The organism is Actinomycetospora sp. 2LY8.5 (assembly GCF_057180585.1).
Window position 1 is genome coordinate 1 of record NZ_JBXUHE010000007.1, and the last position, 25,438, is coordinate 25,438.

Below are 25,438 nucleotides of genomic sequence, written 5' to 3' on the forward strand. Positions count from 1 at the left end.
AGCAGGGGGCAGAGCGGGGGGAACAGCAGCCTACGGCCATTGACGGCAGCTCTGATGGAAGCCATCCCCGCTCCGCCTGCACACCCGGAGCCAACACCAGCTCCGGCCGCACCTCTGAAGGTAGGGCGTGATGACACGGATCGTCGGCCTCGACTGGCAGGCACGGTCGGCCTGCCGGGACGGTGATCCCGAGACCTTCTTTCCTGCTTCCGAGGACTACACCTCGGCGGCCAACGCACGAGCGCTCGTCACCGCAGGCGCGATCTGTGGACGCTGCCCGGTGCGCCGCGAGTGCCTGACCTACGCCGTCGAGTCCGGCCAGAGCTTCGGTATCTGGGCCGGTCACTCGCCGACGGAGTTGCGCGCGATCCGACGGGCGCGGGCCGCGGGCGACCCGGACCCCGATGTCGACCGGGACCCGATGTGCCCCGGCTGCTCGCTCCTGTTCGCGCTCCCGGCGGTCGACGGGACGATCTGCTGGCGCTGCCAGGAAAGAGGGGCGGCGTGATGACGGCCCTCGAGCACACGCGGCGCCTCGAGCACCGCTCCGGCCGTGCTCGCGGCCCCGGGGCCCACGGCCTCGGGCTGTTCGCGCGGCTCCGTGCCGAGCGCGCCCGCCGGGAGCACGAGGCCTCGGTGCTGGCGTTCGCGGCCTCGCTCAAGGCGGTGTTCCGGGAGGCCTGCACCGGCATCGAGCTGTGCCAGTACGTGCAGGTCGCCGCGGGCATCACGATCCGCACTCCACGGGTCGGGGAGGTCCGCGTCGGGCCACCGACCTCGTTCACCGTCGAACTCATGGCCGGCCAGGAGCCCGGCGACTTCACCAAGGGCGAGAACGGCGCCCGCCTCGCCCACACCCTCGGCGCCCACGCCCTGCGGGTCGAACCGGTCGCGGGCCGCTGGGTGCGCCTGCACCTGCTCGACGCCGACCCGCTGCGCGACGGCTTCGGCCTCCCACCGGTCACCGTGGCTTCCGGGTGCGAGTCGGTGATCCTCGGCCGCACCGAGGACGCCATCACCCTCGGGCACGCGATCACCGACCCGGCCCACCTCGCGGTGCAGGGGATGAACGGCTCGGGCAAGAGCGTGTTCACCTACGGGCTGCTCGCCCAGCTCGCCGCCGCGCCCGACGTTCTCGTCACCGGCTCGGACATCACCGGGCTCCTGCTCGGCCGCGCCTGGGACGACACCGCCCACCGGCCTCACCAGGTCACCGGCACCCACGACATCGCCGCGCACGCCGTGCTGCTCGAAGACCTGGTCGCCGAGATGGACCGCCGGCTGGCCACCATCCCACCGCGCCGCGACAAGATCGAGCCGTCGCCGGAGTGCCCGACCGTCCTGGTGGTGCTCGAAGAGTTCCCGGGCCTGCTGCGCGCCGCTGACGGCGTCCCGAGGCCCAAGCGCGGCGAGGGCGTCCCGGTCGGCGAGCGCATCCGCACTGCCGTGCTGCGGCTGCTCTCCGAGGGCCGCAAGGCGGCGTTCCGGGTCCTGATGCTGGCCCAGCGGTTCGAGGCCACCGCCGTGGGCGGCGGCTACGCCCGCGACCAGTTCGCCCTCCGGCTGAGCTTCCGGGTGCCGGCGGACTCACTGGAGATGCTCCACGGCACCGACGCCCGCCCGCTCGGACAGGAGCACGCCAACGCCGACCCCGGCGTGGCCTACCTCTCCGGGCTCGGCCGCGACTGCGAACGCATCCGCGTCCCATACCTCGGCGACTACGCCGAGTACTGCGACCGCATCGCCGCGCACGGACGGCGGGCCCACCGATGAACCTCATCGCCATGGTCGTCATCGCCGGCCTCGTCACCGCGCTCCTGATCAAGAGCCACAAGGCCGCCCCCGCGCTCGTCTCCGGCGTCGTGACCCTCGTGCTGCTCTTCGCCGCCTTCCCGACCCTCGGCCCGGCGGTATCGAGCAGCGCCGGCGAGTTCGCCCACCAGCTCGGCGCCGCCACCGACCGCGCCGCCGACATCCCGCCGCAGGAGGTCCAGCGATGACCAACCTCGTCGCCCGCGACATCGAGCGCGCCGCCGACGCCGTCCGCAGCGCCAACCACGCCACCATGCGCGGCGCCCTCGACGGCCCCGACACCTACGCCGTCGTCGGCAACCTCTCCGAGCTCGTCCACCGATTCCCGCAGGTCCTCGACTTCCTCACCCGCGGTCTGAATCGCGCAGGCCCGGCCGAGCACTACGACGACCGCGGCACCGACCCCGCCAGCGCGCTCTACCACGCCTACGACCACCTGACCGACGCCCGCGACCTGGTCGACGACCTCGCCGACCACCTCGACCACGCCCACAACCACCTCGGCCACCTCGGCCACCTCGGCCGACGGACGCGGGAGGACTGAGGGCATGGAGTCCCTGACCTACAGCGTCGAGGACGTCGCCGTCCTCCTCGGGATCGCGCGCGGCAAGGCGTACGAGCACGTCCGTGCCGGCGACATCCCCGCGATCCGGATGGGCAAGCGGTACCTCATCCCGCGGGAGCGCTTCCACGCCTGGCTGAACCGCGAGTCGCCGAACAAGGACGTGGCGTGATGGCCGAGATCGACGACCGTTGGCACCGCAAGGGCCCCGACGGCAAGCCGGTGCGCAGCGCCCGCTACGGGACGGGCGCCCGCTGGCTCGTTCGCTGGCGCGACCCGGCCGGCGAGCAGCGGGCCAAGAGCTTCCGCCGCAAGAGCGACGCTCAGGACTACGCGACGTCGGTCGAGCACGGGATGCGGTCCGGCACCTACGTCTCCCCGGCCGCCGGTCGCACGATCGTCGGCGAGTGGGCGGCTCAGTGGCTCGCCGTCCAAGGTCACCTCACCCCGTCCACCTACGACCGGTACCGCGGAGCCGTCGACAACTACATCGTCCCGCGCTGGGGGACGACCGCGCTCTCGTCCGTGCGTCACGCCGAGGTCCAGGCGTGGGTGACCCAACTCGGGACCGGTCTCTCGCCCAGCTCGGTCGACAAGGTCCACCGCGTGTTCTCACTGATCATGGCGTGGGCGGTCACCGACGAGCGGATCACGAAGAACCCGGCCGCCGGCATCCGCATCCGACGGCCGGCGCTGAGGGATCACCGCTACCTCGACCACGCGTCGGTGGCGTTGCTCGCGAAGGCGTGCGAGGACTATTCGCCGCTGGTGCGCCTCCTTGCCTACACCGGCCTGCGCTGGGGGGAGGCCGCCGCCCTGCGGGCCAAGCGGGTCGACCTCACGCGCCGCCGGCTCGCGGTGGCGGAGTCGGTGACCGAGGTGAAGGGCCGGCTCGTGTGGGGCGCACCCAAGACCCACGCCCGGCGCGCCGTGCCCCTGCCGCGCTTCCTGCTGGCGGACCTCGAACCGCTGGTGGCCGGCAAGGACGCCGACGACCTGGTGTTCAGCGCGCCGAGCGGCGGCGTCCTGCGCGGGCGGAACTTCCGACGCAACACCTTCGATCCGGCCGTGCGTCTCGTCGGACCACCCGGCTTCCACCCGCACGAACTACGGCACACCGCGGCGTCCCTGGCGATCGCCTCGGGCGCGGACGTGAAGGTCGTCCAGCAGATGCTCGGCCACAAGACCGCGACGCTGACCCTCGACCTCTACGGCCACCTGTTCCCGGACCGGCTCGACGACCTCGCCGACCGGATGGACGCGGCGGTCTGTGCACCAGATGTGAACCACAGCGACGAGGAGGACAGTTGATGTTTCCCGTGAAACACGTTTCTGCTGGTCACAGCAGTGGAGACGAAGGGAATCGAACCCTCAACCCCCGCCTTGCAAAGGCGGTGCTCTGCCAATTGAGCTACGTCCCCGAGGGTCAGGCCGTGGTGGTCGCCTCGTGCCAGACGTCCTTGGTGGGTTGCTGCTCGCGGTGGCGCCGAAGGAGGAGCACCGCCCCGGCGGCCAGGGCGAGCGTGACGAGTGCCTTCACCGCGCTCCTTCCCATGACGACCCCGACCACGGTACCCCAGCACCCGCAGAGCCCTCCTCGTCACAGCGAGCGGCACCCGGCGCATGATCGACAGGCTGAAGCACCGACCGGACGCGCCTCTCGCGCCACGGCGCCATCCGGCGAAGGGTGCCCCCTCGCCCGCTCGTTCGATCGAAGGTGCCCTTCGGTCGGAACGTCCGTTGATCGTCGGAGGGCCTCGCGCCGGGTGGCTCCTGAGCGGTAGGACTCTCGCGGACGACGGCGTCGTGGACGGGAGCTCGGATGGCCGGGGCGGGTCGTGCCTACGTGGTGGGCACGTTCGACACGAAAGGCGAGGAGCTCCGGTACGTCGCCGGGCTCCTGCGCGATGCGGGGCACGCGGTGACGACCGTGGACGTCGGCACCAGCGACCCGGGCGCGAGCACCGCGGACATCGGTCCGCGCGAGATCGCCGGCGCGGAGGCGTTCACGGGCGACCGCGGCAGCTCGGTCTCGGCGATGAGCGCCGCGCTCGAGCGCTGGCTCCCGGCGCGCGACGACGTCGCCGGGGTGATCGCGCTCGGCGGGTCCGGTGGCACCGCGCTGGTGACACCGGCGCTGCAGCGGCTCCCGGTCGGGCTTCCGAAGATCGTGGTGTCGACGGTGGCCTCGGGCCACGTCGCGCCCTACGTCGGCTCGGTCGACCTGACGCTCATGTACTCGGTCACCGACGTCGCCGGGCTCAACCGCATCAGCCGGCGGGTGCTCGGCAACGCCGCGCACGCCCTCGGCGGCATGATCGCCACCGAGCCGCCCGCGGCGCAGGACAAGCCGGCCCTCGGCCTGACGATGTTCGGGGTGACGACGCCATGCGTGACCGCGGTCACCGAGGCGGTCAGCGAGCAGTGGGACTGCCTGGTGTTCCACGCGACCGGCACCGGCGGGCGGGCGATGGAGAAGCTCGTCGACGACGGGCTGGTGGCGGCCGTGGTCGACGTGAGCACCACCGAGATCGCCGACCTCGTCGTCGGCGGCGTCATGGCGGCCACCGAGGACCGCCTGGGGGCGATCGCGCGCACGGGCGTCCCCTGGGTCGGGTCGGTCGGCGCGCTCGACATGGTCAACTTCGGAGCGCCCGACACCGTCCCGGACCGGTTCCGCGGACGCACCCTCTACGAGCACAACGCGCAGGTGACGCTCATGCGCACCACGCCCGAGGAGAACCGCGCCGCCGCGGAGTTCCTCGCCGACCGGCTCAACGCCTGCCCCGGCCCGGTCCGCCTCGTGCTGCCCCTCGGCGGCGTCTCGGCCCTCGACGCGCCGGACATGCCCTTCGCCGACCCCGAGGCGGACGCCGCGCTGTTCGACACCCTGCGCGAGCACGTCCGCACCGACGACACCCACCGGGTGGTCGAGAGCCCCCACCACGTCAACGACCCCGAGTTCGCCGCGACGCTCGTCGCGGCGCTGGGGGAGATCACCGGAGGACGCCCGTGACCCGCGCCAAGATCCTGGAGCGACTGCGCGCCAAGGTCCACCGTGGCGAGCCGATCGTCGGCGGCGGCGCCGGCACCGGCCTGTCCGCGCGCTGCGAGGAAGAGGGCGGTATCGACCTCGTCGTCATCTACAATTCCGGCCGATACCGCATGGCCGGCCGCGGTTCGCTGGCGGGATTGCTCGCCTACGGCAACGCCAACGACATCGTCGTGGAGATGGCGCGCGAGGTCATCCCGGTGGTGCGCCACACACCGGTGCTCGCGGGCGTGAACGGCACCGATCCGTTCCTCATCCGCTCGCGCTTCCTGCGCGAGCTCCGCGAGCTCGGGTTCGCCGGGGTGCAGAACTTTCCGACCGTCGGCCTCATCGACGGCACCTTCCGGGTGAATCTCGAGGAGACCGGGATGGGCTTCGACCGTGAGGTCGAACTCATCGCCGCCGCGCACGACGAGGATCTGCTCACCACACCCTACGTGTTCTCCGGCGAGGACGCCCGGACGATGACCGAGGCCGGCGCCGACATCGTCGTCTGCCACATGGGACTGACCACTGGCGGGACGATCGGCGCACAGACGGCGAAAACGCTCGACGACTGCGTCGCACTGGTCGACGAATGGGCCGACGCGGCGCGCTCGGTCCGCGACGACGTCCTCGTGCTCGTGCACGGCGGGCCCGTCTCGTCGCCGGAGGACGCCGCGTACGTGCTCTCGCGGACGCGCGCCTGCCACGGCTTCTACGGGGCCAGCAGCATGGAGCGACTGCCCACGGAGCAAGCCCTGACCGCCACGACCCGGGCGTTCGTCGACCTGCGCCCGGGGACCGAGAGCCCCTGACCAGAAGGACGTGAGAGATGCCCGACGTGACCACCAGCGCGGTGATCCCGGCCGACGCCGACACCGTGTGGCGAGTGATCCGCGATTTCGACGGACTGCCCTCCTGGCACCCCGCGATCGCCGCGAGCGAACTCGAGGGCGGCGCACACACCGACCAGGTGGGCGCCGTGCGACGACTCACCCTCGGCGACGGCGGTAGCGTGCGCGAAAGCCTCGTCGCCCTCGACGACCGCGAGCGACGGCTGACCTACGCGATCCTCGATTCGCCGTTCCCGGTGCACGACTACCGCTCGACGATCCGCGTCCATCCCGTGACGAGCACCGGGGAATCCTTCGTCTCCTGGTCGGTGCTCTTCGACTGCGACCTCGACGACGCCGAACGGCTCAGTGAGCTGTTCGGAACGGATGTGTTCGGAACCGGGTTGGACGGTCTGGTCGCGTATTTGTCGCCCACGGCGTGACGTTCGCAGCACGAAACTCCTCCCCGTCGAACGTGCCGTCTTTCCTTTGCTATTCTCGCCGCGCAACGAATACACGGCACCTCATCGGTTCGATGATGTAGTGAGGAGTCACGCCAGCCATGGCACAGAAGACCATCGTCACCCTGGTCGACGACCTGACCGGCGAGGAGGCCGAGGACATCACGACGGTCGAGTTCGCACTCGACGGCGTGACCTACGAGATCGACCTCGACGACAAGAACAGCGCCCGACTGCGCGATGCACTCGCCGAGTACGTCGCCGCCGCGCGCCGCACCGGGGGCCGTCGCTCGAACGGGCGCCGCCGTTCCGGGGCCGGCACGGGCACCCCTCGGGCCACGTCCCCCGGCGGCTACGACCGCGAGACCTCGAAGCAGATCCGGGAGTGGGCCAAGGCCCAGGGCTTCGAGGTGTCCGATCGCGGCCGCGTGCCCAACAACGTCGTGGAGGCCTGGGAGGCCCAGCGCAAGGGTTCGGACCACGCCGCGACGTTCTCCGGCTGAGACAGCCACGCCGGACGACGACGGCCCCGGAGCGCGACGCTCCGGGGCCGTTCGTGTCGATCGGGTGCACCTGGGGGGTGGGCCCAGCTGGATTTGAACCAGCGACCTCGTCGTTATCAGCGACGCGCTCTAACCAACTGAGCTATGGGCCCTGACAGGAACCAACCCAAGTGCGGACGTCACGGTACCCGACGGTCACCGGGCGCCCGACACCGGGATCCGCCCTCTGTCGTCCCGGCGACGGGGGCCTAGTCGCGCTCGGACAGCGTGACTTCGATACCGCCGGCGACGTCGGCGGAGATGTTGTAGATGAACGCCGAGACGCTCGCGAGGGCGGTGAACAGGATGATGTTCACGACGCCGATCACCGCCGCGACGCCGAAGACCCCGCCGGCCGTGATGAGCTCGCCGCCGCCCCCCGCATCGGAGGTCAGGTCCTGGTAGGTGCCGTTGAGCTGCGCCCACACGCCCATGCCGTCGAGCACCGCGTAGAGCACACCGACGGCGAACATCCACACGAAGAACAGGGCCACGCCCAGCACCAGCGCGAGCTTCAGTACCGACCACGGGTCGAACCGGCGCACCTGCAGGCTCGCCCGGCGTGGCGCCTTGCCGCTGCGGGGGCGCCCCGCCGAGAGCTCCGCGACGTCGTCCGGCTCGCGACGGGTCTCCTCGTCGCGGTTCCGCAGACCGAGCTGCTCCGGCGAGAGCTGGTTGGTCGGCGCGTCGATGCCCGACGAGCTCGTCGTCCCGGGCCCGCCCTGACCCTCGCCCGTGCCGCCCGTGCCGCCCGTGCGCGCCGTCCCCGGGGCGGGCGCGGTGCGCGCCGCGATGGGGATGCCGCCCGCCGGCGTCCCCGACCCGTCACCGGGGGCGCGCCCGTAGCCGGGTCCCTGCGGACCACCGGATCCACCGGGGCCGCCGGGACGCGGGAACGGCCCGGACGGCGGCCCGCCTCCGGGACCACCAGGGCCACCGGGACCACCGGGACCACCGGGACCACCGGGACCACCGGGACCGCCCGGACCGGGCCGCGGCTGGCCGCCCGACGTGGGCGCGCCGGCGGGTCGGTTGCCGGTCGGGATCGAACCCGACGGCGGGCCGGCGGCCGCCCCGCCGCGCTGCCACGGCGGGGGCGGACCCGCGGGTCCGCCCGACGTCTCGCTCTCCGGGGTCGCGGAGGGCACGGAGGGCACGGAGGGCGCGGAGGGCGCGGCGGCCTCGCCGTTCGCCGCGGGCTCGGACCCGTGCGTCTCCTCCGACGCGGCCGACGAGGACGCCACCCCCGACGGCGACTCGTCCTCGACCGCGTCCACCCGGGTCGTCGACTCCGCGTCCCCGTTGCGGCCCGGCTCCGGAGTGGGCTCCTGCGTGCTCGTCCGCGTCCCGCCCCCGCTCGCCGCCTCCGGCGTCGCGGGGTCCGGCTCGTCCGGCTTGCTCGGTGTGCTCACGGAAGGACTCGTCTCGTCGGTCGGTGACGGGAGAAGATCAGGGCTGGATCACCGTGTGACTCACGGCTCGGGCTGGGTGGTCGATCCGCCGGCGTCGGGATCGGCCGCCTCCTCCGCGTTGCGCGCGATGGCGAGCAGGGTGCCGTTGTCCCCGAGGTTCATCAGGCGCACCCCCTTGGTCTGGCGGCCCGCCTTACGAACCGACTTGGCCGTCGTCCGGATCACCCCACCACTCGTCGTGATCGCGTACAGCTCGTCGTCGAGCTCGACGATGAGCGCGCCGACGAGGGTGCCGCGACGACGGTCGTACTGCAGCGTCAGGACGCCCTTGCCGCCCCGGCCCTGCACCGGGTACTCCTCGATCGGCGTGCGCTTGGCGTACCCGCCGCCGGTCGCGACCAGCAGGAACGTCCCCTCGCGCACGACACCGAGCGAGAGCAGCTCGTCACCGGAGTTGAACCGCATGCCCGTGACGCCCGACGTCGCCCGGCCCATCGGGCGCAGCGCGTCGTCGGTGGCCGTGAAGCGGATCGACTGGCCCTCGGCGGAGACGAGCAGCAGGTCGTCGTCCCCGGAGCACAGCACCGCGCCGACGAGCTCGTCGTTCTCCCGCAGGTTGATGCCGATGAGGCCGCCGGAACGGTTGGAGTCGAAGTCGGTCAGCCGCGACTTCTTCACCAGGCCGGCCTTCGTCGCGAGCACCAGGTACGGCGCCGCGTCGTAGTCCTTGATGTGCATGACCTGGGCGATCTGCTCCTCGGGCTGGAACGCGAGGAGGTTCGCCACGTGCTGGCCGCGGGCGTTGCGGTTGGCCTCGGGCAGCTCGTAGGCCTTGGCCCGGTACACGCGGCCCTTGTTGGTGAAGAACAGGAGCCAGTCGTGCGTGGAGCAGACGAAGAAGTGCGCCACGAGGTCGTCCTGCTTGAGCGTCGCGCCCTGCACGCCCCGCCCGCCGCGCTTCTGCGCGCGGTAGAGGTCGGTCTTGGTGCGCTTCGCGTAGCCGGTGCGCGTGATCGTGACGACGACGTCCTCGACCGCGATGAGGTCGGAGTCGGCGACCTCGCCGTCGTAGCCGACGAGGCGGGTCATGCGGTCGTCGCCGTACTTCTCGACGATCTCACCGAGCTCGTCGCGGACGATCTGCCGCTGGCGCTCCGGGCGGGCGAGGATGTCCTCGAGGTCGCGGATCGTCTCCTCGAGCTCGGCGAGCTCGTCGACGATCTTCTGACGCTCGAGGGCGGCGAGGCGCCGCAGCTGCATGTCCAGGATCGCCTGCGCCTGGATCTCGTCGATCTCGAGCAGGTCGATCAGGCCGGCGCGGGCGACGTCGACGGTCTCCGACGCGCGGATCAGCGCGATGACCTCGTCGAGGGCGTCGAGCGCCTTGACCAGACCACGCAGGATGTGGGCCCGCTCCTCGGCCTTGCGCAGGCGGTAGCGCGTGCGCCGGACGATGACGTCGATCTGGTGGCGGATCCAGTGCCGGATCATCTGGTCGAGCCGCAGGGTGCGCGGCACGCCGTCGACGATCGAGAGCATGTTGACGCCGAAGCTGTACTGCAGCTGCGTGTGCTTGTAGAGGTTGTTCAGCACGACCTTCGCGACGGCGTCGCGGCGCAGCGTGATGACGATCCGGCGACCCACGCGGTCCGAGGACTCGTCGTTGATCTCGGCGATGCCCTGGATGCGGCCGTCGCGCACCAGCGTCGCGATCGACTCGATGAGCGAGTCAGGGTTGACCTGGTAGGGCAGCTCGGTGACGACGAGGATCGTGCGCCCCTTGGCGTCCTCCTCGGCCTCGACCACCGCACGCATGCGGATCGAGCCGCGCCCGGTGCGGTACGCCGACTCGATGCCGTCGGTGCCGACGACGAGGCCGGCGGTGGGGAAGTCGGGACCCTTGATGCGCGCCATGACCGCCTCGAGGGTCTCCTCCTCGGAGGCGTCCGGGTTGTCGAGAGCCCAGATCGCGCCGTCGGCGACCTCGCGCAGGTTGTGCGGCGGGATGTTGGTCGCCATGCCCACCGCGATGCCGGCGGAGCCGTTGATCAGCAGATTGGGCACGCGGCCGGGGAGCACCGACGGCTCCTGGGTGCGGCCGTCGTAGTTGTCGACGAAGTCGACGGTCTCCTCGTCGATGTCGGCGAGCATCGACATCGCGAGCGGGGTGAGACGGCACTCCGTGTAGCGCATGGCCGCGGCCGGGTCGTTGCCCGGCGAGCCGAAGTTGCCCTGCCCGTCGATCAACGGGTAGCGCATCGACCACGGCTGGGCCAGGCGCACGAGCGCGTCGTAGATCGGGGAGTCGCCGTGGGGGTGGTAGTTCCCCATGACGTCGCCGACGACGCGCGCGCACTTGACGTAGCTGCGGTCGGGCCGGAAGCCCGAGTCGTACATCGAGTACAGGACGCGGCGGTGCACCGGCTTGAGGCCGTCCTCCACGAGCGGCAGCGCGCGACCCACGATGACCGACATCGCGTAGTCGATGTAGGAGCGCTGCATCTCCTGCTGGATGTCGACCGGCTCGATGCGGTCGCCGGACCCACCGGGAGGCAGGGTCGTCTCGGTCACGCGGTTCTCACCCTCCTGGCGCCCCAGACGCGAGGCGCCGGACGCTGTCGATGCTATCGGGGCCGGGGGTGCTCTCCCGGCTCCCCCGGACGGTCGGTGCCGGCGTGTTCCTGCCGGTCACCGGGCCCGCCCGACTTCGGGGCGGATGCGTGGTTCCACGGGAAACCTCGGCCACCCCCGTCCCTCGACCTCGACTACACGTCGAGGAACCGCACGTCCTTGGCGTTGCGGGTGATGAACGACCGGCGCGACTCGACGTCCTCGCCCATCAGCACGCTGAAGAGCTCGTCCGCGGTGGCCGCGTCGTCCAGCGTCACCTGCAGCAGCATCCGGGTGGTGGGGTCCATGGTGGTCTCCCACAGCTCCTTGGCGTTCATCTCGCCGAGGCCCTTGTACCGCTGGACGCCGTCGTCCTTGTTGATCTTCTTACCGGCCGCCCGGCCCGCCTCGAGCAGGCCGTCGCGCTCGCGGTCGGAGTACGCGAAGTCCGGCTCGGCGTTCCGGCCACTCCACTTGATCTTGTAGAGCGGCGGCTGCGCGAGGAACACGTGGCCGTTCTCCACCAGCGGGCGCATGAACCGGAACAGCAGCGTCAGCAGCAGAGTGCGGATGTGCTGGCCGTCGACGTCGGCGTCCGCCATCAGCACGATCTTGTGATAGCGCAGCTTGGCGAGATCGAACTCGTCGTGGATGCCGGTGCCGAGCGCGGTGATGATCGACTGGACCTCGTTGTTCTTGAGAACGCGGTCGATCCGGGCCTTCTCGACATTGATGATCTTGCCGCGGATCGGGAGGATCGCTTGGAACATCGAGTCGCGGCCCGACTTCGCCGAGCCACCGGCCGAGTCGCCCTCGACGATGTAGACCTCGCTGCGCTCCGGGTCGTTGCTGCGGCAGTCGGCGAGCTTGCCGGGCAGGCCGCCCAGGTCGCCGGCCGTCTTGCGGCGCACGAGCTCGCGGGCCTTGCGGGCGGCGAGACGGGCCTGCGCCGAACCGACCGCCTTGTTGATGATGGTCTTGGCCTCGGCCGGGTTCGCCTCGAACCAGTCGGCGAGGTACTCGTTGCAGACCTTCTGGACGAACGAGCGGACCTCGGTGTTGCCGAGCTTGGTCTTGGTCTGGCCCTCGAACTGGGGCTCGGCCACCTTCACCGAGACGATCGCGGCGAGGCCCTCGCGGATGTCGTCGCCGGTGAGCGCCGGGTCCTTCTCCTTGATGAGCTTCTTGTCGCGCGCGTAGCGGTTGACCGTGGCGGTCAGCGCCGAGCGGAAGCCCTCCTCGTGGGTGCCGCCCTCGGTGGTGTTGATCGTGTTGCAGAAGGTGTAGACCGACTCGGAGTAGCCCGAGTTCCACTGCATCGCGATCTCGACCTGGTGGCCGGTGCCCTCGGCCTGGAACCCCACCGGCTTGCGGTGGATGGGCTCCTTGGCGTGGTTGATGTGGGCGACGAAGTCCTCGAGGCCGCCCGGGTAGTGGAACGTGCGCTCCTTGACCTTGGCGACGTACCCCTCGGCGTCCGGCGCATCGTCGACCCCGGTGCCGTCCCCGACCTCGGACCCCTCGGGCTTGCGCTCGTCGCGCAGCACGATGGTGAGGCCCTTGTTGAGGAAGGCCATCTCCTGCAGCCGGCGGGAGATCGTCTCGAGGTTGTAGGTGGTCGTCTCGAAGATGTCCGGGTCGGCCCAGAACGTGATGCTCGTGCCGGTCTTCTTCGTCTTGCCGGCCTCGGTGAGCGGGCCGGGCACCGAACGCGCGTAGTGCTGGGTCCAGATCTGGCCGTCGCGGTGGATCTCGACGTCCAGCGCGGTGGACAGCGCGTTGACGACGGAGACGCCCACACCGTGCAGACCACCGGAGACCGCATACGACTTGTCGTCGAACTTCCCGCCCGCGTGGAGCATGGTCAGCACCATCTCCACGGCCGGCTTCTTCTCGACCGGGTGAGTGTCGACGGGGATCCCGCGCCCGTCGTCCACCACCGAGATGCCTCCGTCGGCCTGGAGGGTGACCTCGACCTTCGTGGCGTAGCCGGCCATCGCCTCGTCGACGGCGTTGTCCACGACCTCCTGGATCAGGTGGTGCAGACCACGCTCGCCGGTGGAGCCGATGTACATGCCGGGCCGCTTGCGAACGGCCTCGAGGCCCTCGAGGACGGTGATGGACGAGGCGCTGTAGTCCCCGTTGTTCTTCTTCTGGGCCGAGTTCTGTGCGGCTGCCACGGGCTCCGGTGTCTCCCTCGCGTGGACACGTGCCCGCGCGGCTCGCACGCGGGCGGAAGTACTGACTCCAGTCTACCGGGTCACCCTCTCCAGAACGGGTCGGGCACGCGGCTCAGCGCGTCACACGTCGCACGAAACGACGTCGGGAGGGTGCGACCGGCCGAGAGGCACCCTTCGCGGCTCTCGCAGGCGTCTCTGCGCGCCCCAGAATCCCACAGGAGCGATCGTGGGGCTCAACCGTACGTGTCACGGGGCCCGCGGCCCGACACGTGACGGGGGCCGCGCCGCCAGCTCGGGGCGGCCGGGCCGTGGATGCGCATGCTCGTCACGACGCCGTCGCCCAGGCCCGACGCGATCCGGGCGATCAACTGGCGCTGCAGGAGCCGCAGCTGCGTGGCCCACGCCGTCGAGTCGGCCTGCACGGTGAGGACACCGTCGCGCAGCGACTCGGGCCGGGCGTGCTCGGCGACCTCGTCACCCACCAGTTCGGCCCAGCGCCCGAAGACCGACCCGCTGGCCAGGCGCGGGGCCCAGCCGCGGTCGCCCGAGAGCCGGGACGCGAGGCGGCCGAGCGTCTGCGGGTCGCGGTCGTCGGAGCCGGCCCCCGACCAGCCCCGCCGCCGGGGGCGCCCGAGGCCCGTCCCGGACCGCCGGACGGGCTTGCGGACCCCGGCCGCACCGCCCCCGCCGCCCCCGGCGGCGCGGCGCTCGGCGGTCGCCGCCCGGGCCGCCGCGAGGGCGTCGCGGGCCAGGTCGGCGCCGCGCCGTGTCGCCCCGTCACCGGCCGTCGCGGCGTCGCGCGAGGTGCCCGGATGGTCACGATCAGGGATGTGGACAGCGTCCGGCGGGGAGTCGCCCTGCTCCCGCCCCGGATCCGGGCCCGATGCGCCGCCCGGTGCGGATCTGTTGCTCGAGTTGTCCACAGCATCCACAGGTCTGTCCCCAGGACCTCCACCGAGATCACGCGTCCGGGCCATCAGATCCACCCCCTGTCGCCCTACCGACCGCAGTCATCTCACTGACCGTGCCCGATTCGACTACGTAGCGCGCACCCTGCAGGTCGTCGGGCACGTCGTCGTCCACGGCCGCCGTGACGAGCACCTGCTCCGCCCGCGCGGCGGTGCGGGCGAGCGCGCGCCGGCGCCGGACGTCGAGCTCGGCGAAGACGTCGTCGAGGATCAGCACCGGCTCGGACCCCTCCCCGCGCAGCAGCTCGAACCCGCCGAGACGCAACGCCAGCGCGAGCGACCACGACTCGCCGTGGCTCGCGTAGCCCTTCGCCGGTCCCTCGCCGAGGGTGAGCTCGAGGTCGTCGCGGTGCGGCCCGACGAGGCACACCCCGCGTTCGATCTCCTGGCCGCGCCGCCGGCGCATCTCCTCGAGCAGCATCGCCTCGACGTCCTCCGCCGCCGGCAGGGCGGCCTCCGGGGCGCCGAGGGCGTCCACCGTCTCTGCGCGCGACCGGTAGCGGGCCCCGACCGGCTCCGACTCCGGCGCCACCTCGGCGTACGCGGCGGTGACGTGGGGAGCGAGGGCGGCGGTGAGCGCGAGGCGCCCGGTGACCAGCGCGGCGCCGGCGCGGGCGAGGTGGGCGTCCCAGACGTCGAGCGTGCTCGTGTCGCCACGGGCGTGCCGCGCGGTCTTGAGCAGTGCCGACCGCTGGCGCAGCACCTTGTCGTACTCGGCGCGCACCCCGGCCCAGCGCGGCGCCCGCGAGACGAGCAGCTCGTCGAGGAACCGGCGCCGCTCGCCCGGATCCCCCCGGACCAAGGCCAGGTCCTCGGGGGCGAACACGACCGTGCGGACGATCCCCAGCACCTCGCGCGGGCTGCGCACCGGCGCCCGGTTGACCCGCGCGCGGTTGGCCTTCCCGCTGGCGATCTCGACCTGGACCGTGAGCTCGCGGCCCTCGTTGACGGCGACCGCCCGCACGGTGGCCGAGGAGGCGCCCCGCCGGATCAGCGGCGCGTCGCCCGCGACGCGATGCGAGGACAGGGTCGCGAGATAGCCGACGGCCTCGACCAGATTGGTCTTGCCCTGGCCGTTGGCGCCCACCAGCACCGACACGCCGGGCATGAACTCGAGGTCGGCCTGCTCCCAGGACCGGAAGTCGGTGACCGACAGCGCCCGCACGTACATCCCTATCCCGTCGCTCCGCTCGCCCTCGACGACGCGCTCAGCCTCCCGTGGGCGGCTCGTTCGCGGCCTCGCCCGCCTTGTGCGTGGCGTGCCCACCGAACTGGGCGCGCAGCGCCGCAACGGCCTTCATCGCCGGCGAGTCGACCTGGCGCGAGGCGAACCGCGCGAACAGGGCCGCCGAGATCACCGGCGCCGGCACGGCGTGCACGATCGCCTCGTCGACGGTCCAGCGGCCCTCGCCGGAGTCCTCGGCGTAACCGGTGATCTGGTCGAGGTGCGGGTCGGCCTCCAGCGCCCGGACCATGAGGTCGAGCAGCCAGCTGCGCACCACGGTGCCGCGGCTCCACGCCTTCATCACTGCGCCGACGTTGTCGACCGGGCCGCCGGCGGACAGCAGCTCGTAACCCTCCGCGTAGGCCTGCATGAGGCCGTACTCGACGCCGTTGTGGACCATCTTCGCGTAGTGTCCCGCGCCGACCGGGCCGGCGTGGACGAAGCCCTCCTCGCGGGGGCCCTCCGGCCGCAGGGCGTCGAACACCGGCAGCAGCCGCTCGATGTCGGCGGCGTTGCCGCCGGCCATGAGGCCGTAGCCCTCGGTGCGCCCCCACACGCCGCCGGAGACACCGCAGTCGACGTAGCGAACGCCCGTGGCGTCGAGCAGCTCGGCGTGCACGGCGTCGTCGGTGAACTTGCTGTTGCCGCCGTCGACGACGAGGTCACCGGCCTCGAGCAGGTCGGCGAGGCTGTTCACCGTCGAGTTCGTGGCCTCGCCCGCGGGGACCATCAGCCAGACCGTGCGGGGCGCCGAGAGCGCCGACACGAGCTCGGTCAGCGACGTCACGTCGCCGGACCCGTCGTTGGCGTAGCCCACGACCTCGTGACCGGCGGCCCGCAGCCGTTCGGCCATGTTGCCGCCCATGCGTCCGAGACCGACCATCCCCAGCTGCACGTCGCGTTCCTCTCGTCAGTCCCCCACCGCGGGGCATGTCTGCGCTCGGGTCGGGAGTCTCGGGGACGATCGGGCCTCAGCCCGGGAGCCGCACCGGCATCAGGAGGTAGAGATAGCCGGGGCGGGGATCCGGGAGGTCGTCGGCGTGGTCACCCGGGCCGGGCTCGACCGCGGTGGCGCCGCCCTCGGCGGGCTCGGTCGCGTCGGCACCGCCGTCGTCGCCGGACTCCCCGGGCGGGCTCGCGGGGCGCAGCAGCGCCGGCCGGCTCGGGGTGGTGAAGGACAGGTGCGCGTGGTCGGCACCCAGGGCGCCCAGACCGTCGAGCAGGTAACCGGGGTTGAACGCGATGGTCAGCGGCTCACCGACGAACCGGCAGGACAGCTCCTCCTCGGCGCTGCCCTCGTCGTCGCCGCCCGCGGTGAGGCGCAGCGAGTCGTCCGCGAACTCGAGGCGCACCTGCGTGCCGCGCTCGGCCACCAGCGAGACGCGCTTGATCGCCTCGACGAGCGGTCCGATCTCGATGACCGCCGCCGAGGTGTGCTCCTTGGGCAGCAGCTGGCGGTAGCGCGGGAACTCGGCGTCGAGCAGCCGCGTGGTGGACCGGCGCCCGCCGCCCGCGAGGCCCAGCAGGCCGTCGCCACGGGCGAGCGCGAGCTCGATGCGCGAGCCCGAGGACGTCAGCGTCTTGGCCGCCTCGGCGAGGGTCTTGGCCGGGGCGAGCAGCGCGACCTCGCCCGACTCGCCCGCCCCCGCGCTCTCGCCCGGCTCCCAGGCGAACTCGCGGACGGCGAGCCTGAACCGGTCGGTCGCCGCGAGCGTCAGCGTCGAGCCGTCGATCTCGATGCGGATGCCGGTGAGCATCGGCAGCGTGTCGTCACGACCGGCGGCGACCGCGACCTGCCCGACCGCCTGGGCGAACACCTCGGGCGCGAGCGCGCCGGCGACCGGGGGCATGTCCGGCAGCTGCGGGTAGTCCTCGGCCGACATGGTCGGGAGGCTGAAGCGGGCGTTGCCGCACGCGATGGCCGCGCGCGGGCCGTCGACCGTGACGTCGACCGGGTGCGGGGGCAGGGCGCGGGTGATGTCGGCGAGCAGACGACCGGACACCAGTGCACGGCCGGCGTCGCCGATCATCGCCGGGACCTCGACGCGGGCGGAGACCTCGTAGTCGAACCCCGAGACCGTCAGCGTGCCGTCGCCCTCGGTGTCGAGCAGCACGCCGCCGAGGACCGGGACGGGCGCGCGGCTCGGCAGGCTGCGGGCGACGAAGGCGACGGCGTCGGCGAGGGCGTCTCGTTCGACGCGGAACTTCATCGCGGGTCCTCCCCCTGCTGGGCCGTGCGGTGTCGTCACGGTGTCGTCTCCGGGCGGGGACGCACCCCGGCGCGGGTGCATCACGGTAGAGCGTGCAGGAGGGGTCCGACACTCCGGGCCCGTCTCCGATTCGAGCCGATCGGGTGGCCCGGTCGGCTCGCGGCGGATTCGCTCCGGGAGCTCGCGCCACGCGTCCACACCACCTGTTCTTCTGGAGTTCTCCTAGAAGAGAAAGACAGCAGGAGCAGTAGGTCCTGTGCGTGGTGTGGATCGAGACCGTCGGCGCTGGTGGGGCGGCCCGACCCCGTGTGGACACCTCGGCGCGGAGGATGCCCGGATCCGGGGACGGAGCGGCGTGTCCGGTGGACGGCCGGCGCTCCGTCCCGCTCGTCCCGCCCGTTTCCACCGGCCCCGGACAGATGTCCACAGACTTGTCCCCAGCTGTGGGTCGATCGGGAGTCGAACGATCGCGGTGTGCTACCGGCCTCGGTGTTCGGCGACCGGGGACCGCGGCTCGTCGCGCGACCCCTGCTCCAGTGGTCACGCTGTGTCGCTCGAGGAGGGCAAATTATCGACTCAGCGTGATCGTTCCGCTCTCGGCTCCTTAGCGGCGTGCGAGCGGGGACTTCGCGCGCGTAGAAGCAGCGAACAGCACGTTCGCTGCGGGAAAGGGGCCGGTCAGCCGCGGGCGCGTTGCTTGATACGCGCGGTGAGCTCCTGGACCTGCTCGTAGGTCCGGCGCCGTTCGGCCATCTCCTTGCGGATCTTCTTGTCCGCGTGCATGACCGTCGTGTGGTCGCGGTTGCCGAACGTCTGCCCGATGCGGGGCAGCGAGAGGTCGGTGAGCTCGCGGCACAGGTACATCGCGATCTGGCGGGCCAGCGCGAGCGCCTTGGTCTTGCCCGGGCCGCAGAGGTCGTCGATGGAGACGCCGTAGAACTCGGCGGTGACCGCCATGATCGTCGGCGCCGTGATCTCCGACTGCCGCGAGTCCGGGATCAGGTCGCGGAGCACGATCTCGGCGAGCTGGAGGTCGATCGGCTGGCGGTTGAGCGACGCGAACGCCGTGACGCGGATCAGCGCGCCCTCGAGCTCGCGGATGTTGCGTTCGATCCGGTCGGCGATGAACTCGAGCACCTCGGGCGGCGCGGCCATGCGCTCACCGGCGGCCTTCTTGCGTAGGATCGCGATGCGGGTCTCGAGCTCGGGGGGCTGGATGTCGGTGATCAGGCCCCACTCGAACCGCGTGCGCAGGCGGTCCTCGAGTGTCTCGAGCCGCTTGGGCGGGCGGTCCGACGACACGACGATCTGCTTGTTCGCGTTGTGGAGGGTGTTGAAGGTGTGGAAGAACTCCTCCTGGGTTCCTTCCTTGCCTTCCAGGAACTGGATGTCGTCCACCAGCAGCACGTCGACGTCCCGGTAGCGCCGTTGGAAGGCGATCTTGCGGTCGTCGCGCAGGCTGTTGATGAAGTCGTTGGTGAACTCCTCGGTCGACACGTACCGCACCCGCATGCCGGAGAACAGCCGCTGGGCGTAGTGCCCGACGGCGTGCAGCAGGTGGGTCTTGCCGAGCCCGGAGTCGCCCCAGACGAACAGCGGGTTGTAGGCGCGGGCCGGCGCCTCGGAGACGGCGACGGCGGCCGCGTGCGCGAACCGGTTCGACGCCCCGATGACGAAGGTGTCGAACGTGTACTTCTCGTTGAGGCGCGTCTGCGAGCGCGGGGCACCGCGCGCGGGGTCCGGGCCGGTGTCGCGGAGCTCGGTGACCGGCTCGCCGGGGCCGCGGGGCTGCCAGATCTCGTGGACGGCGGCGAGGCCGTCGCGGACCTCGTCGACCTCCTCCTCGGGGTGCGCCCGGTCCGGGTTGTGGGTGACCCGCCCGACGCCGGCCGCCGCGGCGATCGCCTCGGCCCGGTGCGACGAGGTCGGCTCCGACGGCGAGGACGTCGCCGCGAGATAGCCGGTGTCCGGGCCGGAGTCGTTGCCGTGGTGGCCGTCGGTGGACGGGTCGCCGTTGGTCGGTGCCGGGAGCGTCACGCGCGGGAGCGGCGACGTGGTGGGACCGAGCTCCGGGGCGGGACGCGCGCTGTGGTCGACGCGGACGGCGAGCGACACGGGTCGGCCGATGTGGCGGGAGAGCGCGGCGACGATCGGGTCGCGCAGCGCCCGCTCGATGGCCTCCTTGGCGAACTCGCTCGGCGCGGCCAGCAGCGCGGTGTCGTCGAGCAGCCCGAGCGGGCGCGTGACGCGCACCCAGGCCCGTTGCTGGGGGGAGAGCATGGCGCCGTGGCCGGAGCCTGCGGTGAGCTCGGCGACGACCTGGCCCCAGGTCTCGTCGAGGTCGAAGAGCTGGTCCGACACCGCGCACCCCCTCCGTCCCTGACCCGGCGCGAGGACCGGCCGACTCGCCCGTGGGCATGCGTGGGGCATGCGCGTCCACAGCCTTGTCCACAACTGTGCACGACGGCTCGTTGGCGGTGTCGAGCGGGTGCGACGGGCGCCCCCCAGCACCCGAGGTCCTCTTCCTCTCCCCGCTCGGGCGGCACGTGTGCCGGACCCGGGGCCGAGGCCCGCGTCCTCGGCGAGTGGTGGACGCTAACAAGGTCCCGGCGGACCCCACAACCTCCCTGCCCCGAGTGTGCGGACCCGGGGTGTGCCCGGGCCCGGCGGCACCGGCTACCCTGGTCACGACCGGAGCCGACGACCCACGGGGGCGTCCGGCACCCACCGTGGCGTCGTGTTCACGCGACGCGTTGGAGCAGGAGAACGCGAAAGTGGCCAAGGGCAAGCGCACGTTCCAGCCGAACAACCGTCGGCGGTCCAAGACCCACGGCTTCCGGCTGCGCATGCGGACGCGCGCCGGGCGTGCGGTGCTCGCCGCGCGTCGCCGCAAGGGCCGCGAGACGCTCAGCGCCTGATCGGTGTGCGGGCCCGGCCCGCCGGCACGACCTCGAGACGGGACCGCTCCCACGTGGACGCGGTCCCGTCGTCGTGTGCCGGGTCGCCGGTTCGTCCGCCCGTCTCTCCCTCGTGCTTCCCCGCGACCTCCGGATCACCCGGCCCCAGGACTTCCGTCTCGTGCTGCGCCGGGGACGGCGCGCCGGGCGGCGCCGCCTGGTCGTGCACGCCCTGGCGCCCTCGGCGGTCCCGCCGACCCCGGACCGCCCGGCGCGGGCGGGCCTCGTCGTCGGTCGCGCCGTCGGGCCCGCGGTCGTGCGGCACCGCGTCAGCCGACGGCTGCGGCACCTGCTGCGCCCACGGCTGGAGGCGCTGCCCGCCGGGACCGACCTCGTGATCCGGGCCCAGCCCGCCGCCGGTGACGCGACCTCGGCCGAGCTCGGCGAGGACCTCGACGCGGCCCTGGCCCGCCTGCGGCTCAGGGACTGAAGAGGTAGTTGCGCTCGGTGTCGACGATCCCCGGGGCGGGCCGCCAGCCCGCCGACCACGTGAAGGCCCGGTACTCCAGCTCGCCGGTGACGTGGTCGAAGAGGTCCGCGGCGCGCACGCCGTACTTCAGGGTGTGCCGGTCCTCGATCTCGAGCAGGAGGTGGGGCCGGTGAGTGGCGAGCGTCGCGGCGGCCCCGTCGAGCAGCGCGCCCTCGGCGCCCTCGACGTCGGCCTTCACGAAGGACACTGCGCCCAGCGCGAGGTCGGCCACGACGGCGTCGACCGTCTCGACCGCCACCGACTCCAGCCGGTGGCCGGCGAACTCGCGGTTCGGGCCGGCGTCCCGCGCCCCCGCGGTGACGTACGCGCGCCCGTGCACGGGCAGCCCGCGCCGCCGCGGGACGGAGAGCTCGGCCGTGCCGGGGGTGTCGGAGAGCGCGAGCCGGTGCAGGTGCACCCACGACAGGCCGGCGGCGCGCACCCCGAGCCGCAGGGCCCGGTGGGCGCTGTGCTGGGGCTCGAAGGCGTGCACGGTGCCGTCCGGGCCGACGAGGTCGGCGAGGATGTGGGTGTAGAGCCCGAACTCGGCGCCGATGTCGAGGCAGACGTCGCCCGGACCGACCAGCTCGGCGAGCCCCAGGATCTCCTTCTCGACGACCGCGCCCCGGCGGGCGGCGGCCACGAGGGCCCCGTGGACCGCGCGCGAGCGGCGCGTCCCGCGGCTCCGGAGCGTCGTGCTCCGCTGCGCTCCGTCCCCGCCGCTCGGTCGTTCGGGGGGCGGCCCTCCGGCGATCGACACGCTGCGGATGCTCCCACGGGGGCGGGACGACCCTGCCCTGACGGTCGCTTCCGGGCGCGTGGACGGGCACCATGGAGGCGAGCACCGGGGCCGGCGCGACCCACGGAGACGGAAGCCCCAGCAGCACATCCGCGGCGCGCGCCCGTGGCCCCGACGAGGAGGACGGCATCGGTGGGTGAGGTGGCCGCGTCCCCCGACGTCGGTGCTCGCCGCCCGTCCGTCGCCGTCCGTGCGCTGGTCGCCGTGCTCCGCGTCTACCAGCGGTGGATCTCGCCGTTGTTCCCGCCCTCGTGCCGCTTCCACCCCAGCTGCAGCGCCTACGCCGTCGGCGCGCTGCGCACCCACGGGGTCGTGATCGGCACGGGGTTGACCCTGGTCAGGGTGGCCAAGTGCGCCCCCTGGCACCCTGGAGGCCTGGACCCGGTGCCGCCCCGCGGGCACCGGACGTGGTGCGGGTGGCCCCGCCGCGCCGCCGACACGGGGGCCGACACCCCCCACACCGAGGAGCGAGAGCAGTGCTGAACTTCATCTACTACCCGGTGTCGGGAATCATGTGGTTCTGGCACGAGGTGTTCGGCTTCGTCCTCGGGCCGGCCAACGGTTTCGCGTGGATGCTGTCGGTCATCTTCCTGGTCTTCACCCTGCGCGCGCTGCTGATCAAGCCCTTCATCAGCCAGGTCCGCTCGATGCGGAAGATGCAGGAGTTCCAGCCGCAGATCAAGAAGCTGCAGGAGAAGTACAAGAACGACCGGCAGAAGCTCGCCGAGGAGATGCAGAAGCTCCAGAAGGAGCACGGGGTCAACCCCCTCGGCGGCTGTCTCCCCCTGCTGGTGCAGCTCCCGGTCTTCATCGGTCTGTTCCACGTGCTGCGGGGCTTCCAGCCGAACTACCCGTACAACTACGTCTTCGACCGCGCCGACATCGAGTCGTTCACCAACGCCGACATCTTCGGTGTCCGGCTGAACGAGGCGATCGCCGGCGGGATGCAGTCGCTGGGCACCTTCTCGTTCAACTTCGGCGAGTTCCAGCCGCACGTCCTGCCCGTCGCGCTCCCGCTGATGGTCCTCGCCGCGGTCGCCACCCACTTCACCGCGCGCGTCTCCCAGCAGCACCAGAGCCCCGCCGCCGCGGCGAACCCCCAGGCGGCGATCATGGGCAAGATCACGATGTGGCTGTTCCCGGCCGGTCTGCTCGTCTTCGGTGCCTTCTTCCCGATCGCGATCCTCATCTACTTCCTGAGCCAGAACACCTGGACACTCGGCCAGCAGTTCCTCATCTACCGCAAGATCGCCCGCGAGGAGGAGCAGCAGCGGGAGCAGGCGCGCGAGGCGCGTGACGCCCTCGCTCCCAAGCCGGGCCAGAAGCCGCAGGTCGGTCAGAAGCCACAGGTCGGTCAGAAGCCGCAGGTCGGTCAGAAGCCGCAGCGCCAGAGCGCCACCGCCGACACGACCCCCGACACGACCCCCGACACGACCCCCGACACGACCGGCCCCGAGGAGAACGCGTCGGACCAGGGGGCGGTCGGTGGCAAGAACGGTGCGTCCGGGACCGGTGGCGGCGGCGCCAAGGCCGGCTCCGGGAAGCGCGCGCCCGGCAAGGTCGGGCCGGCGCGCAACGGTGGCGGCGGCCGACAGGGCTCCGGCAACGCGTCACCGGGCAAGGTCAACCGCGGCAACGGCTCCGGCAACGGCTCCGGCAACGGCTCCGGCAACGGCTCCGGGAAGGGGTCGGGGAGCGGCTCGGGGAACGCGGGCAAGGGCGGCGGCAAGAGCGGACAGCTCACGTCGTCGGGTCAGGGCAACAAGCGCGGCAAGAAGAAGAAGTAGCTCACCGGCGGTGAGGGCAGACGGCCGCAGGCTCGTCACTCCGCCGCCGCGAGCCCCCGGCCACCGCGCACGTCCGTCCCCACGGACCGCGCGAGCCGGACCCACGGACCCGCACGCGACGCCGGCGAGAGCGGCGCGGCGCGTGCCAGGAGAGGCCCCGCGACCGGGGCCCGGCGGAAGGAGACGGCGTGTCGGAGACGGTGGCGTCGCAGGACGAGGACGAGACGACGGCGGCGGAGGGTGTGGCGGAGTCCGCCCCGGCCGAGGACGCCTCGCGCGCGGAGCGCAGTTCCGAGGACCAGCTCGTCCGTGAGGGCGACATCGCGGGCGACTACCTCGAGCGCCTGCTCGACATCCTCGACTTCGACGGGGACATCGACCTCGACGTCGAGGCCGGCCGCGCGGTGGTGAGCGTCGACGGCGGCAAGGACCTCGAGAAGCTCGTGGGTGCCCGAGGCGACGTCCTCGAGGCACTGCAGGAGCTCACGCGCCTGGCCGTGCAGCAGTCGACCGGCTCCCGCAACCGCCTCATGCTCGACATCGCCGGCTGGCGCTTGCAGCGTCGCTCGGAGCTGAGCGACCTCGGACGCACCGCCGCCCAGGAGGCGAAGGACACCGGGCGCTCCCAACGCCTGCGTCCGATGACGCCGTTCGAGCGCAAGATCGTGCACGACGCGGTGGCCGCGGCGGGCGGCGTGCGCAGCGAGAGCGAGGGCGAGGAGCCCCGCCGTCGCGTCGTGGTCCACCCGGTCGGCTGACATGTCTCGCCACGACGTTCCACGTGGAACACGGCGATGAACACGACCCACGACGGGTCCACCGACGGCACCGGTCCGCTCGAGACGCCGGCGGTCCTGGAAACGTTGGAGGCGCCGGCGGCGCCGCCCGCGGCCGCCGAGGTCTTCGGTGACCGGCTCGCCGCGGCCGAGCAGTACGTCGCCCTGCTCGCCGGGCCCGGTCACGCGCAGGGCGTGATCGGGCCACGCGAGCTCCCGCGCCTGTGGGACCGGCACGTGCTCAACAGTGCGGCGATCGGTGAGGTGCTGCCCGCGGACGCGTCGGTGGTCGACGTCGGGTCGGGCGCCGGTCTCCCCGGCATCCCTCTCGCGCTCGCCCGCCCCGACCTCGCGATCACGCTCCTCGAGCCCATGGCCCGTCGCGTGGTGTGGCTGGAGCGGGTGGTCGACGAGCTCGGCCTGACGGTCACCGTCGTCCGCGGCCGGGCCGAGGAGCGCGAGGCGCGTCGCCGGTGTGGCGAGAGCGATGTCGTCACGGCCCGCGCGGTGGCGCCGATCGGGCGACTCGCGACCTGGACGCTCCCCCTCGTGCGGCCGGGTGGGATCCTGGCGGCGATGAAGGGTGCGAGCGCCGCGAACGAGGTCGAGCGCGACCTCAAGGAGATTCGCGCGGCGGGCGGGGACGACCCCCGAGTGGTGAGTTGCGGCGTGGGAGACGCGGCGGCCACCGTCGTGCTGGTAAGCCGGAGCGAGCGACGCGGCCCCTCCCCCGGTTCCGGACGCCGCGCCCGCGGCAGGAAGGATCGTGCCCGTGACTGAGCGACCGACCTCCCCGTCCGG

General features: G+C 72.4%; 25 protein-coding genes, 2 tRNA genes and 1 pseudogene. 16 read left to right on the top strand and 12 right to left on the bottom strand.

Annotated features, from left to right (window positions below; genetic code table 11):
- Positions 1 to 130 precede the first annotated feature (130 nt).
- From AC2A1K_RS11175 to AC2A1K_RS11200, 6 genes are read left to right on the top strand one after another with little or no spacing between them, the layout of a single operon-like run.
- Complete coding sequence (locus AC2A1K_RS11175) at positions 131 to 508, top strand: WhiB family transcriptional regulator (protein ID WP_483896378.1); 378 nt, start codon at positions 131 to 133, stop codon at positions 506 to 508.
- Positions 508 to 1,773 carry an FtsK/SpoIIIE domain-containing protein gene (locus AC2A1K_RS11180; RefSeq protein ID WP_483896379.1) on the top strand — a complete coding sequence of 422 codons (1,266 nt, stop codon included), beginning with the start codon at positions 508 to 510 and terminating at the stop codon, positions 1,771 to 1,773. The genes AC2A1K_RS11175 and AC2A1K_RS11180 overlap by 1 nt, the downstream gene beginning before the upstream one ends.
- On the top strand, positions 1,770 to 2,000 hold the full coding sequence (locus tag AC2A1K_RS11185; RefSeq protein ID WP_483896380.1) for a hypothetical protein: 231 nt from the start codon (positions 1,770 to 1,772) through the stop codon (positions 1,998 to 2,000). The genes AC2A1K_RS11180 and AC2A1K_RS11185 overlap by 4 nt, the downstream gene beginning before the upstream one ends.
- Positions 1,997 to 2,356 carry a hypothetical protein gene (locus tag AC2A1K_RS11190; RefSeq protein WP_483896381.1) on the top strand — a complete coding sequence of 120 codons (360 nt, stop codon included), beginning with the start codon at positions 1,997 to 1,999 and terminating at the stop codon, positions 2,354 to 2,356. The genes AC2A1K_RS11185 and AC2A1K_RS11190 overlap by 4 nt, the downstream gene beginning before the upstream one ends.
- A 4-nt stretch (positions 2,357 to 2,360) precedes the next feature.
- Positions 2,361 to 2,546 carry a helix-turn-helix domain-containing protein gene (locus AC2A1K_RS11195; RefSeq protein ID WP_483896382.1) on the top strand — a complete coding sequence of 62 codons (186 nt, stop codon included), beginning with the start codon at positions 2,361 to 2,363 and terminating at the stop codon, positions 2,544 to 2,546.
- Positions 2,546 to 3,685 (top strand): tyrosine-type recombinase/integrase, encoded by a 1,140-nt coding sequence (locus AC2A1K_RS11200; RefSeq protein WP_483896383.1) that lies wholly within the window; start codon positions 2,546 to 2,548, stop codon positions 3,683 to 3,685. The genes AC2A1K_RS11195 and AC2A1K_RS11200 overlap by 1 nt, the downstream gene beginning before the upstream one ends.
- 37 nt (positions 3,686 to 3,722) lie before the next feature.
- Here the strand turns inward: AC2A1K_RS11200 and AC2A1K_RS11205 are convergent.
- Positions 3,723 to 3,795, bottom strand: a tRNA-Ala gene (locus tag AC2A1K_RS11205).
- Between the two features lie 5 nt (positions 3,796 to 3,800).
- On the bottom strand, positions 3,801 to 3,914 hold the full coding sequence (locus AC2A1K_RS11210; protein WP_483896384.1) for a DLW-39 family protein: 114 nt from the start codon (positions 3,912 to 3,914) through the stop codon (positions 3,801 to 3,803).
- Between the two features lie 282 nt (positions 3,915 to 4,196).
- Here AC2A1K_RS11210 and AC2A1K_RS11215 point away from each other — a divergent pair, with 282 nt between their 5' ends.
- The 4 genes from AC2A1K_RS11215 (at position 4,197) to AC2A1K_RS11230 (ending at position 7,205) form a co-directional block, all read left to right on the top strand.
- Positions 4,197 to 5,390, top strand: coding sequence for a Tm-1-like ATP-binding domain-containing protein (locus AC2A1K_RS11215; RefSeq protein ID WP_483896385.1), 1,194 nt, complete (start codon positions 4,197 to 4,199; stop codon positions 5,388 to 5,390).
- Positions 5,387 to 6,223 carry a phosphoenolpyruvate hydrolase family protein gene (locus tag AC2A1K_RS11220; protein WP_483896386.1) on the top strand — a complete coding sequence of 279 codons (837 nt, stop codon included), beginning with the start codon at positions 5,387 to 5,389 and terminating at the stop codon, positions 6,221 to 6,223. The genes AC2A1K_RS11215 and AC2A1K_RS11220 overlap by 4 nt, the downstream gene beginning before the upstream one ends.
- A 17-nt stretch (positions 6,224 to 6,240) precedes the next feature.
- Positions 6,241 to 6,684, top strand: coding sequence for an SRPBCC family protein (locus AC2A1K_RS11225; protein ID WP_483896387.1), 444 nt, complete (start codon positions 6,241 to 6,243; stop codon positions 6,682 to 6,684).
- A gap of 119 nt (positions 6,685 to 6,803) precedes the next feature.
- Positions 6,804 to 7,205, top strand: a complete 402-nt coding sequence (locus AC2A1K_RS11230; protein WP_483896388.1) for a histone-like nucleoid-structuring protein Lsr2 — start codon at positions 6,804 to 6,806, stop codon at positions 7,203 to 7,205.
- Between the two features lie 78 nt (positions 7,206 to 7,283).
- Here the strand turns inward: AC2A1K_RS11230 and AC2A1K_RS11235 are convergent.
- The 9 genes and pseudogenes from AC2A1K_RS11235 to dnaA form a co-directional block, all read right to left on the bottom strand.
- Positions 7,284 to 7,357: transfer RNA gene (locus AC2A1K_RS11235), tRNA-Ile, on the bottom strand.
- A gap of 96 nt (positions 7,358 to 7,453) precedes the next feature.
- Positions 7,454 to 7,828 (bottom strand): annotated as a pseudogene (locus AC2A1K_RS11240) (DUF3566 domain-containing protein); the annotation flags it as partial.
- Positions 7,829 to 8,716: 888 nt separating this feature from the next.
- A complete protein-coding gene (gyrA, locus tag AC2A1K_RS11245; protein ID WP_483896389.1) occupies positions 8,717 to 11,227 on the bottom strand; it encodes a DNA gyrase subunit A in 2,511 nt (836 codons plus the stop codon).
- A 194-nt stretch (positions 11,228 to 11,421) separates the two neighbouring features.
- A complete protein-coding gene (gyrB, locus tag AC2A1K_RS11250) occupies positions 11,422 to 13,446 on the bottom strand; it encodes a DNA topoisomerase (ATP-hydrolyzing) subunit B (protein WP_483896390.1) in 2,025 nt (674 codons plus the stop codon).
- A gap of 233 nt (positions 13,447 to 13,679) precedes the next feature.
- Entirely contained in the window at positions 13,680 to 14,276 is a 597-nt protein-coding gene (locus AC2A1K_RS11255) for a DciA family protein (RefSeq protein WP_483896540.1), read from the bottom strand.
- 130 nt (positions 14,277 to 14,406) lie between these two features.
- On the bottom strand, positions 14,407 to 15,585 hold the full coding sequence (gene recF, locus AC2A1K_RS11260) for a DNA replication/repair protein RecF (RefSeq protein WP_483896391.1): 1,179 nt from the start codon (positions 15,583 to 15,585) through the stop codon (positions 14,407 to 14,409).
- A gap of 37 nt (positions 15,586 to 15,622) precedes the next feature.
- The gene (gnd, locus tag AC2A1K_RS11265) at positions 15,623 to 16,522 is read right to left on the bottom strand and encodes a phosphogluconate dehydrogenase (NAD(+)-dependent, decarboxylating) (protein ID WP_483896541.1); all 900 of its coding nucleotides are present in this window, start codon (positions 16,520 to 16,522) and stop codon (positions 15,623 to 15,625) included.
- Between the two features lie 88 nt (positions 16,523 to 16,610).
- Positions 16,611 to 17,849, bottom strand: a complete 1,239-nt coding sequence (dnaN, locus tag AC2A1K_RS11270) for a DNA polymerase III subunit beta (RefSeq protein ID WP_483896392.1) — start codon at positions 17,847 to 17,849, stop codon at positions 16,611 to 16,613.
- A 678-nt stretch (positions 17,850 to 18,527) separates the two neighbouring features.
- Entirely contained in the window at positions 18,528 to 20,210 is a 1,683-nt protein-coding gene (gene dnaA, locus AC2A1K_RS11275; protein ID WP_483896393.1) for a chromosomal replication initiator protein DnaA, read from the bottom strand.
- Positions 20,211 to 20,623: 413 nt separating this feature from the next.
- Between dnaA and rpmH the strand changes: the two genes are divergently transcribed.
- Positions 20,624 to 20,767: a 50S ribosomal protein L34 gene (gene rpmH, locus AC2A1K_RS11280; protein WP_133826811.1), complete on the top strand. Its 144-nt coding sequence runs from the start codon at positions 20,624 to 20,626 to the stop codon at positions 20,765 to 20,767.
- 112 nt (positions 20,768 to 20,879) lie between these two features.
- Complete coding sequence (rnpA, locus tag AC2A1K_RS11285) at positions 20,880 to 21,236, top strand: ribonuclease P protein component (RefSeq protein WP_483896394.1); 357 nt, start codon at positions 20,880 to 20,882, stop codon at positions 21,234 to 21,236.
- Here the strand turns inward: rnpA and AC2A1K_RS11290 are convergent.
- Complete coding sequence (locus tag AC2A1K_RS11290; protein WP_483896395.1) at positions 21,226 to 22,035, bottom strand: FkbM family methyltransferase; 810 nt, start codon at positions 22,033 to 22,035, stop codon at positions 21,226 to 21,228. The genes rnpA and AC2A1K_RS11290 overlap by 11 nt on opposite strands.
- 171 nt (positions 22,036 to 22,206) lie before the next feature.
- On the opposite strand from AC2A1K_RS11290, the gene yidD reads away from it, so the two are divergent.
- From yidD to rsmG, 4 genes are all read left to right on the top strand, one after another.
- Positions 22,207 to 22,557, top strand: coding sequence for a membrane protein insertion efficiency factor YidD (gene yidD / locus AC2A1K_RS11295; RefSeq protein WP_483896396.1), 351 nt, complete (start codon positions 22,207 to 22,209; stop codon positions 22,555 to 22,557).
- Positions 22,551 to 23,861: a membrane protein insertase YidC gene (gene yidC, locus AC2A1K_RS11300; protein ID WP_483896397.1), complete on the top strand. Its 1,311-nt coding sequence runs from the start codon at positions 22,551 to 22,553 to the stop codon at positions 23,859 to 23,861. Before yidD ends, yidC begins: the two co-directional genes overlap by 7 nt.
- Before the next feature lie 188 nt (positions 23,862 to 24,049).
- The gene (locus tag AC2A1K_RS11305) at positions 24,050 to 24,619 is read left to right on the top strand and encodes a Jag family protein (RefSeq protein ID WP_483896398.1); all 570 of its coding nucleotides are present in this window, start codon (positions 24,050 to 24,052) and stop codon (positions 24,617 to 24,619) included.
- Positions 24,620 to 24,655: 36 nt separating this feature from the next.
- A complete protein-coding gene (rsmG, locus tag AC2A1K_RS11310; protein ID WP_483896399.1) occupies positions 24,656 to 25,417 on the top strand; it encodes a 16S rRNA (guanine(527)-N(7))-methyltransferase RsmG in 762 nt (253 codons plus the stop codon).
- The last annotated feature ends 21 nt before the right edge of the window (positions 25,418 to 25,438 follow it).

What these genes read in the sequence shown, in the direction of transcription:
- AC2A1K_RS11200 (WP_483896383.1), top strand. Translation starts at nt 2,546, where the DNA reads ATGGCCGAGATCGACGACCGTTGGCACCGCAAGGGCCCCGACGGCAAG.
- AC2A1K_RS11225 (WP_483896387.1), top strand. Translation starts at nt 6,241, where the DNA reads ATGCCCGACGTGACCACCAGCGCGGTGATCCCGGCCGACGCCGACACC.
- rsmG (WP_483896399.1), top strand. Translation starts at nt 24,656, where the DNA reads ATGAACACGACCCACGACGGGTCCACCGACGGCACCGGTCCGCTCGAG.
- recF (WP_483896391.1), bottom strand. Translation starts at nt 15,585, where the DNA reads ATGTACGTGCGGGCGCTGTCGGTCACCGACTTCCGGTCCTGGGAGCAG.
- AC2A1K_RS11230 (WP_483896388.1), top strand. Translation starts at nt 6,804, where the DNA reads ATGGCACAGAAGACCATCGTCACCCTGGTCGACGACCTGACCGGCGAG.
- AC2A1K_RS11215 (WP_483896385.1), top strand. Translation starts at nt 4,197, where the DNA reads ATGGCCGGGGCGGGTCGTGCCTACGTGGTGGGCACGTTCGACACGAAA.
- AC2A1K_RS11180 (WP_483896379.1), top strand. Translation starts at nt 508, where the DNA reads ATGACGGCCCTCGAGCACACGCGGCGCCTCGAGCACCGCTCCGGCCGT.
- AC2A1K_RS11175 (WP_483896378.1), top strand. Translation starts at nt 131, where the DNA reads ATGACACGGATCGTCGGCCTCGACTGGCAGGCACGGTCGGCCTGCCGG.
- AC2A1K_RS11195 (WP_483896382.1), top strand. Translation starts at nt 2,361, where the DNA reads ATGGAGTCCCTGACCTACAGCGTCGAGGACGTCGCCGTCCTCCTCGGG.
- AC2A1K_RS11185 (WP_483896380.1), top strand. Translation starts at nt 1,770, where the DNA reads ATGAACCTCATCGCCATGGTCGTCATCGCCGGCCTCGTCACCGCGCTC.
- AC2A1K_RS11190 (WP_483896381.1), top strand. Translation starts at nt 1,997, where the DNA reads ATGACCAACCTCGTCGCCCGCGACATCGAGCGCGCCGCCGACGCCGTC.
- dnaN (WP_483896392.1), bottom strand. Translation starts at nt 17,849, where the DNA reads ATGAAGTTCCGCGTCGAACGAGACGCCCTCGCCGACGCCGTCGCCTTC.
- gnd (WP_483896541.1), bottom strand. Translation starts at nt 16,522, where the DNA reads ATGGTCGGTCTCGGACGCATGGGCGGCAACATGGCCGAACGGCTGCGG.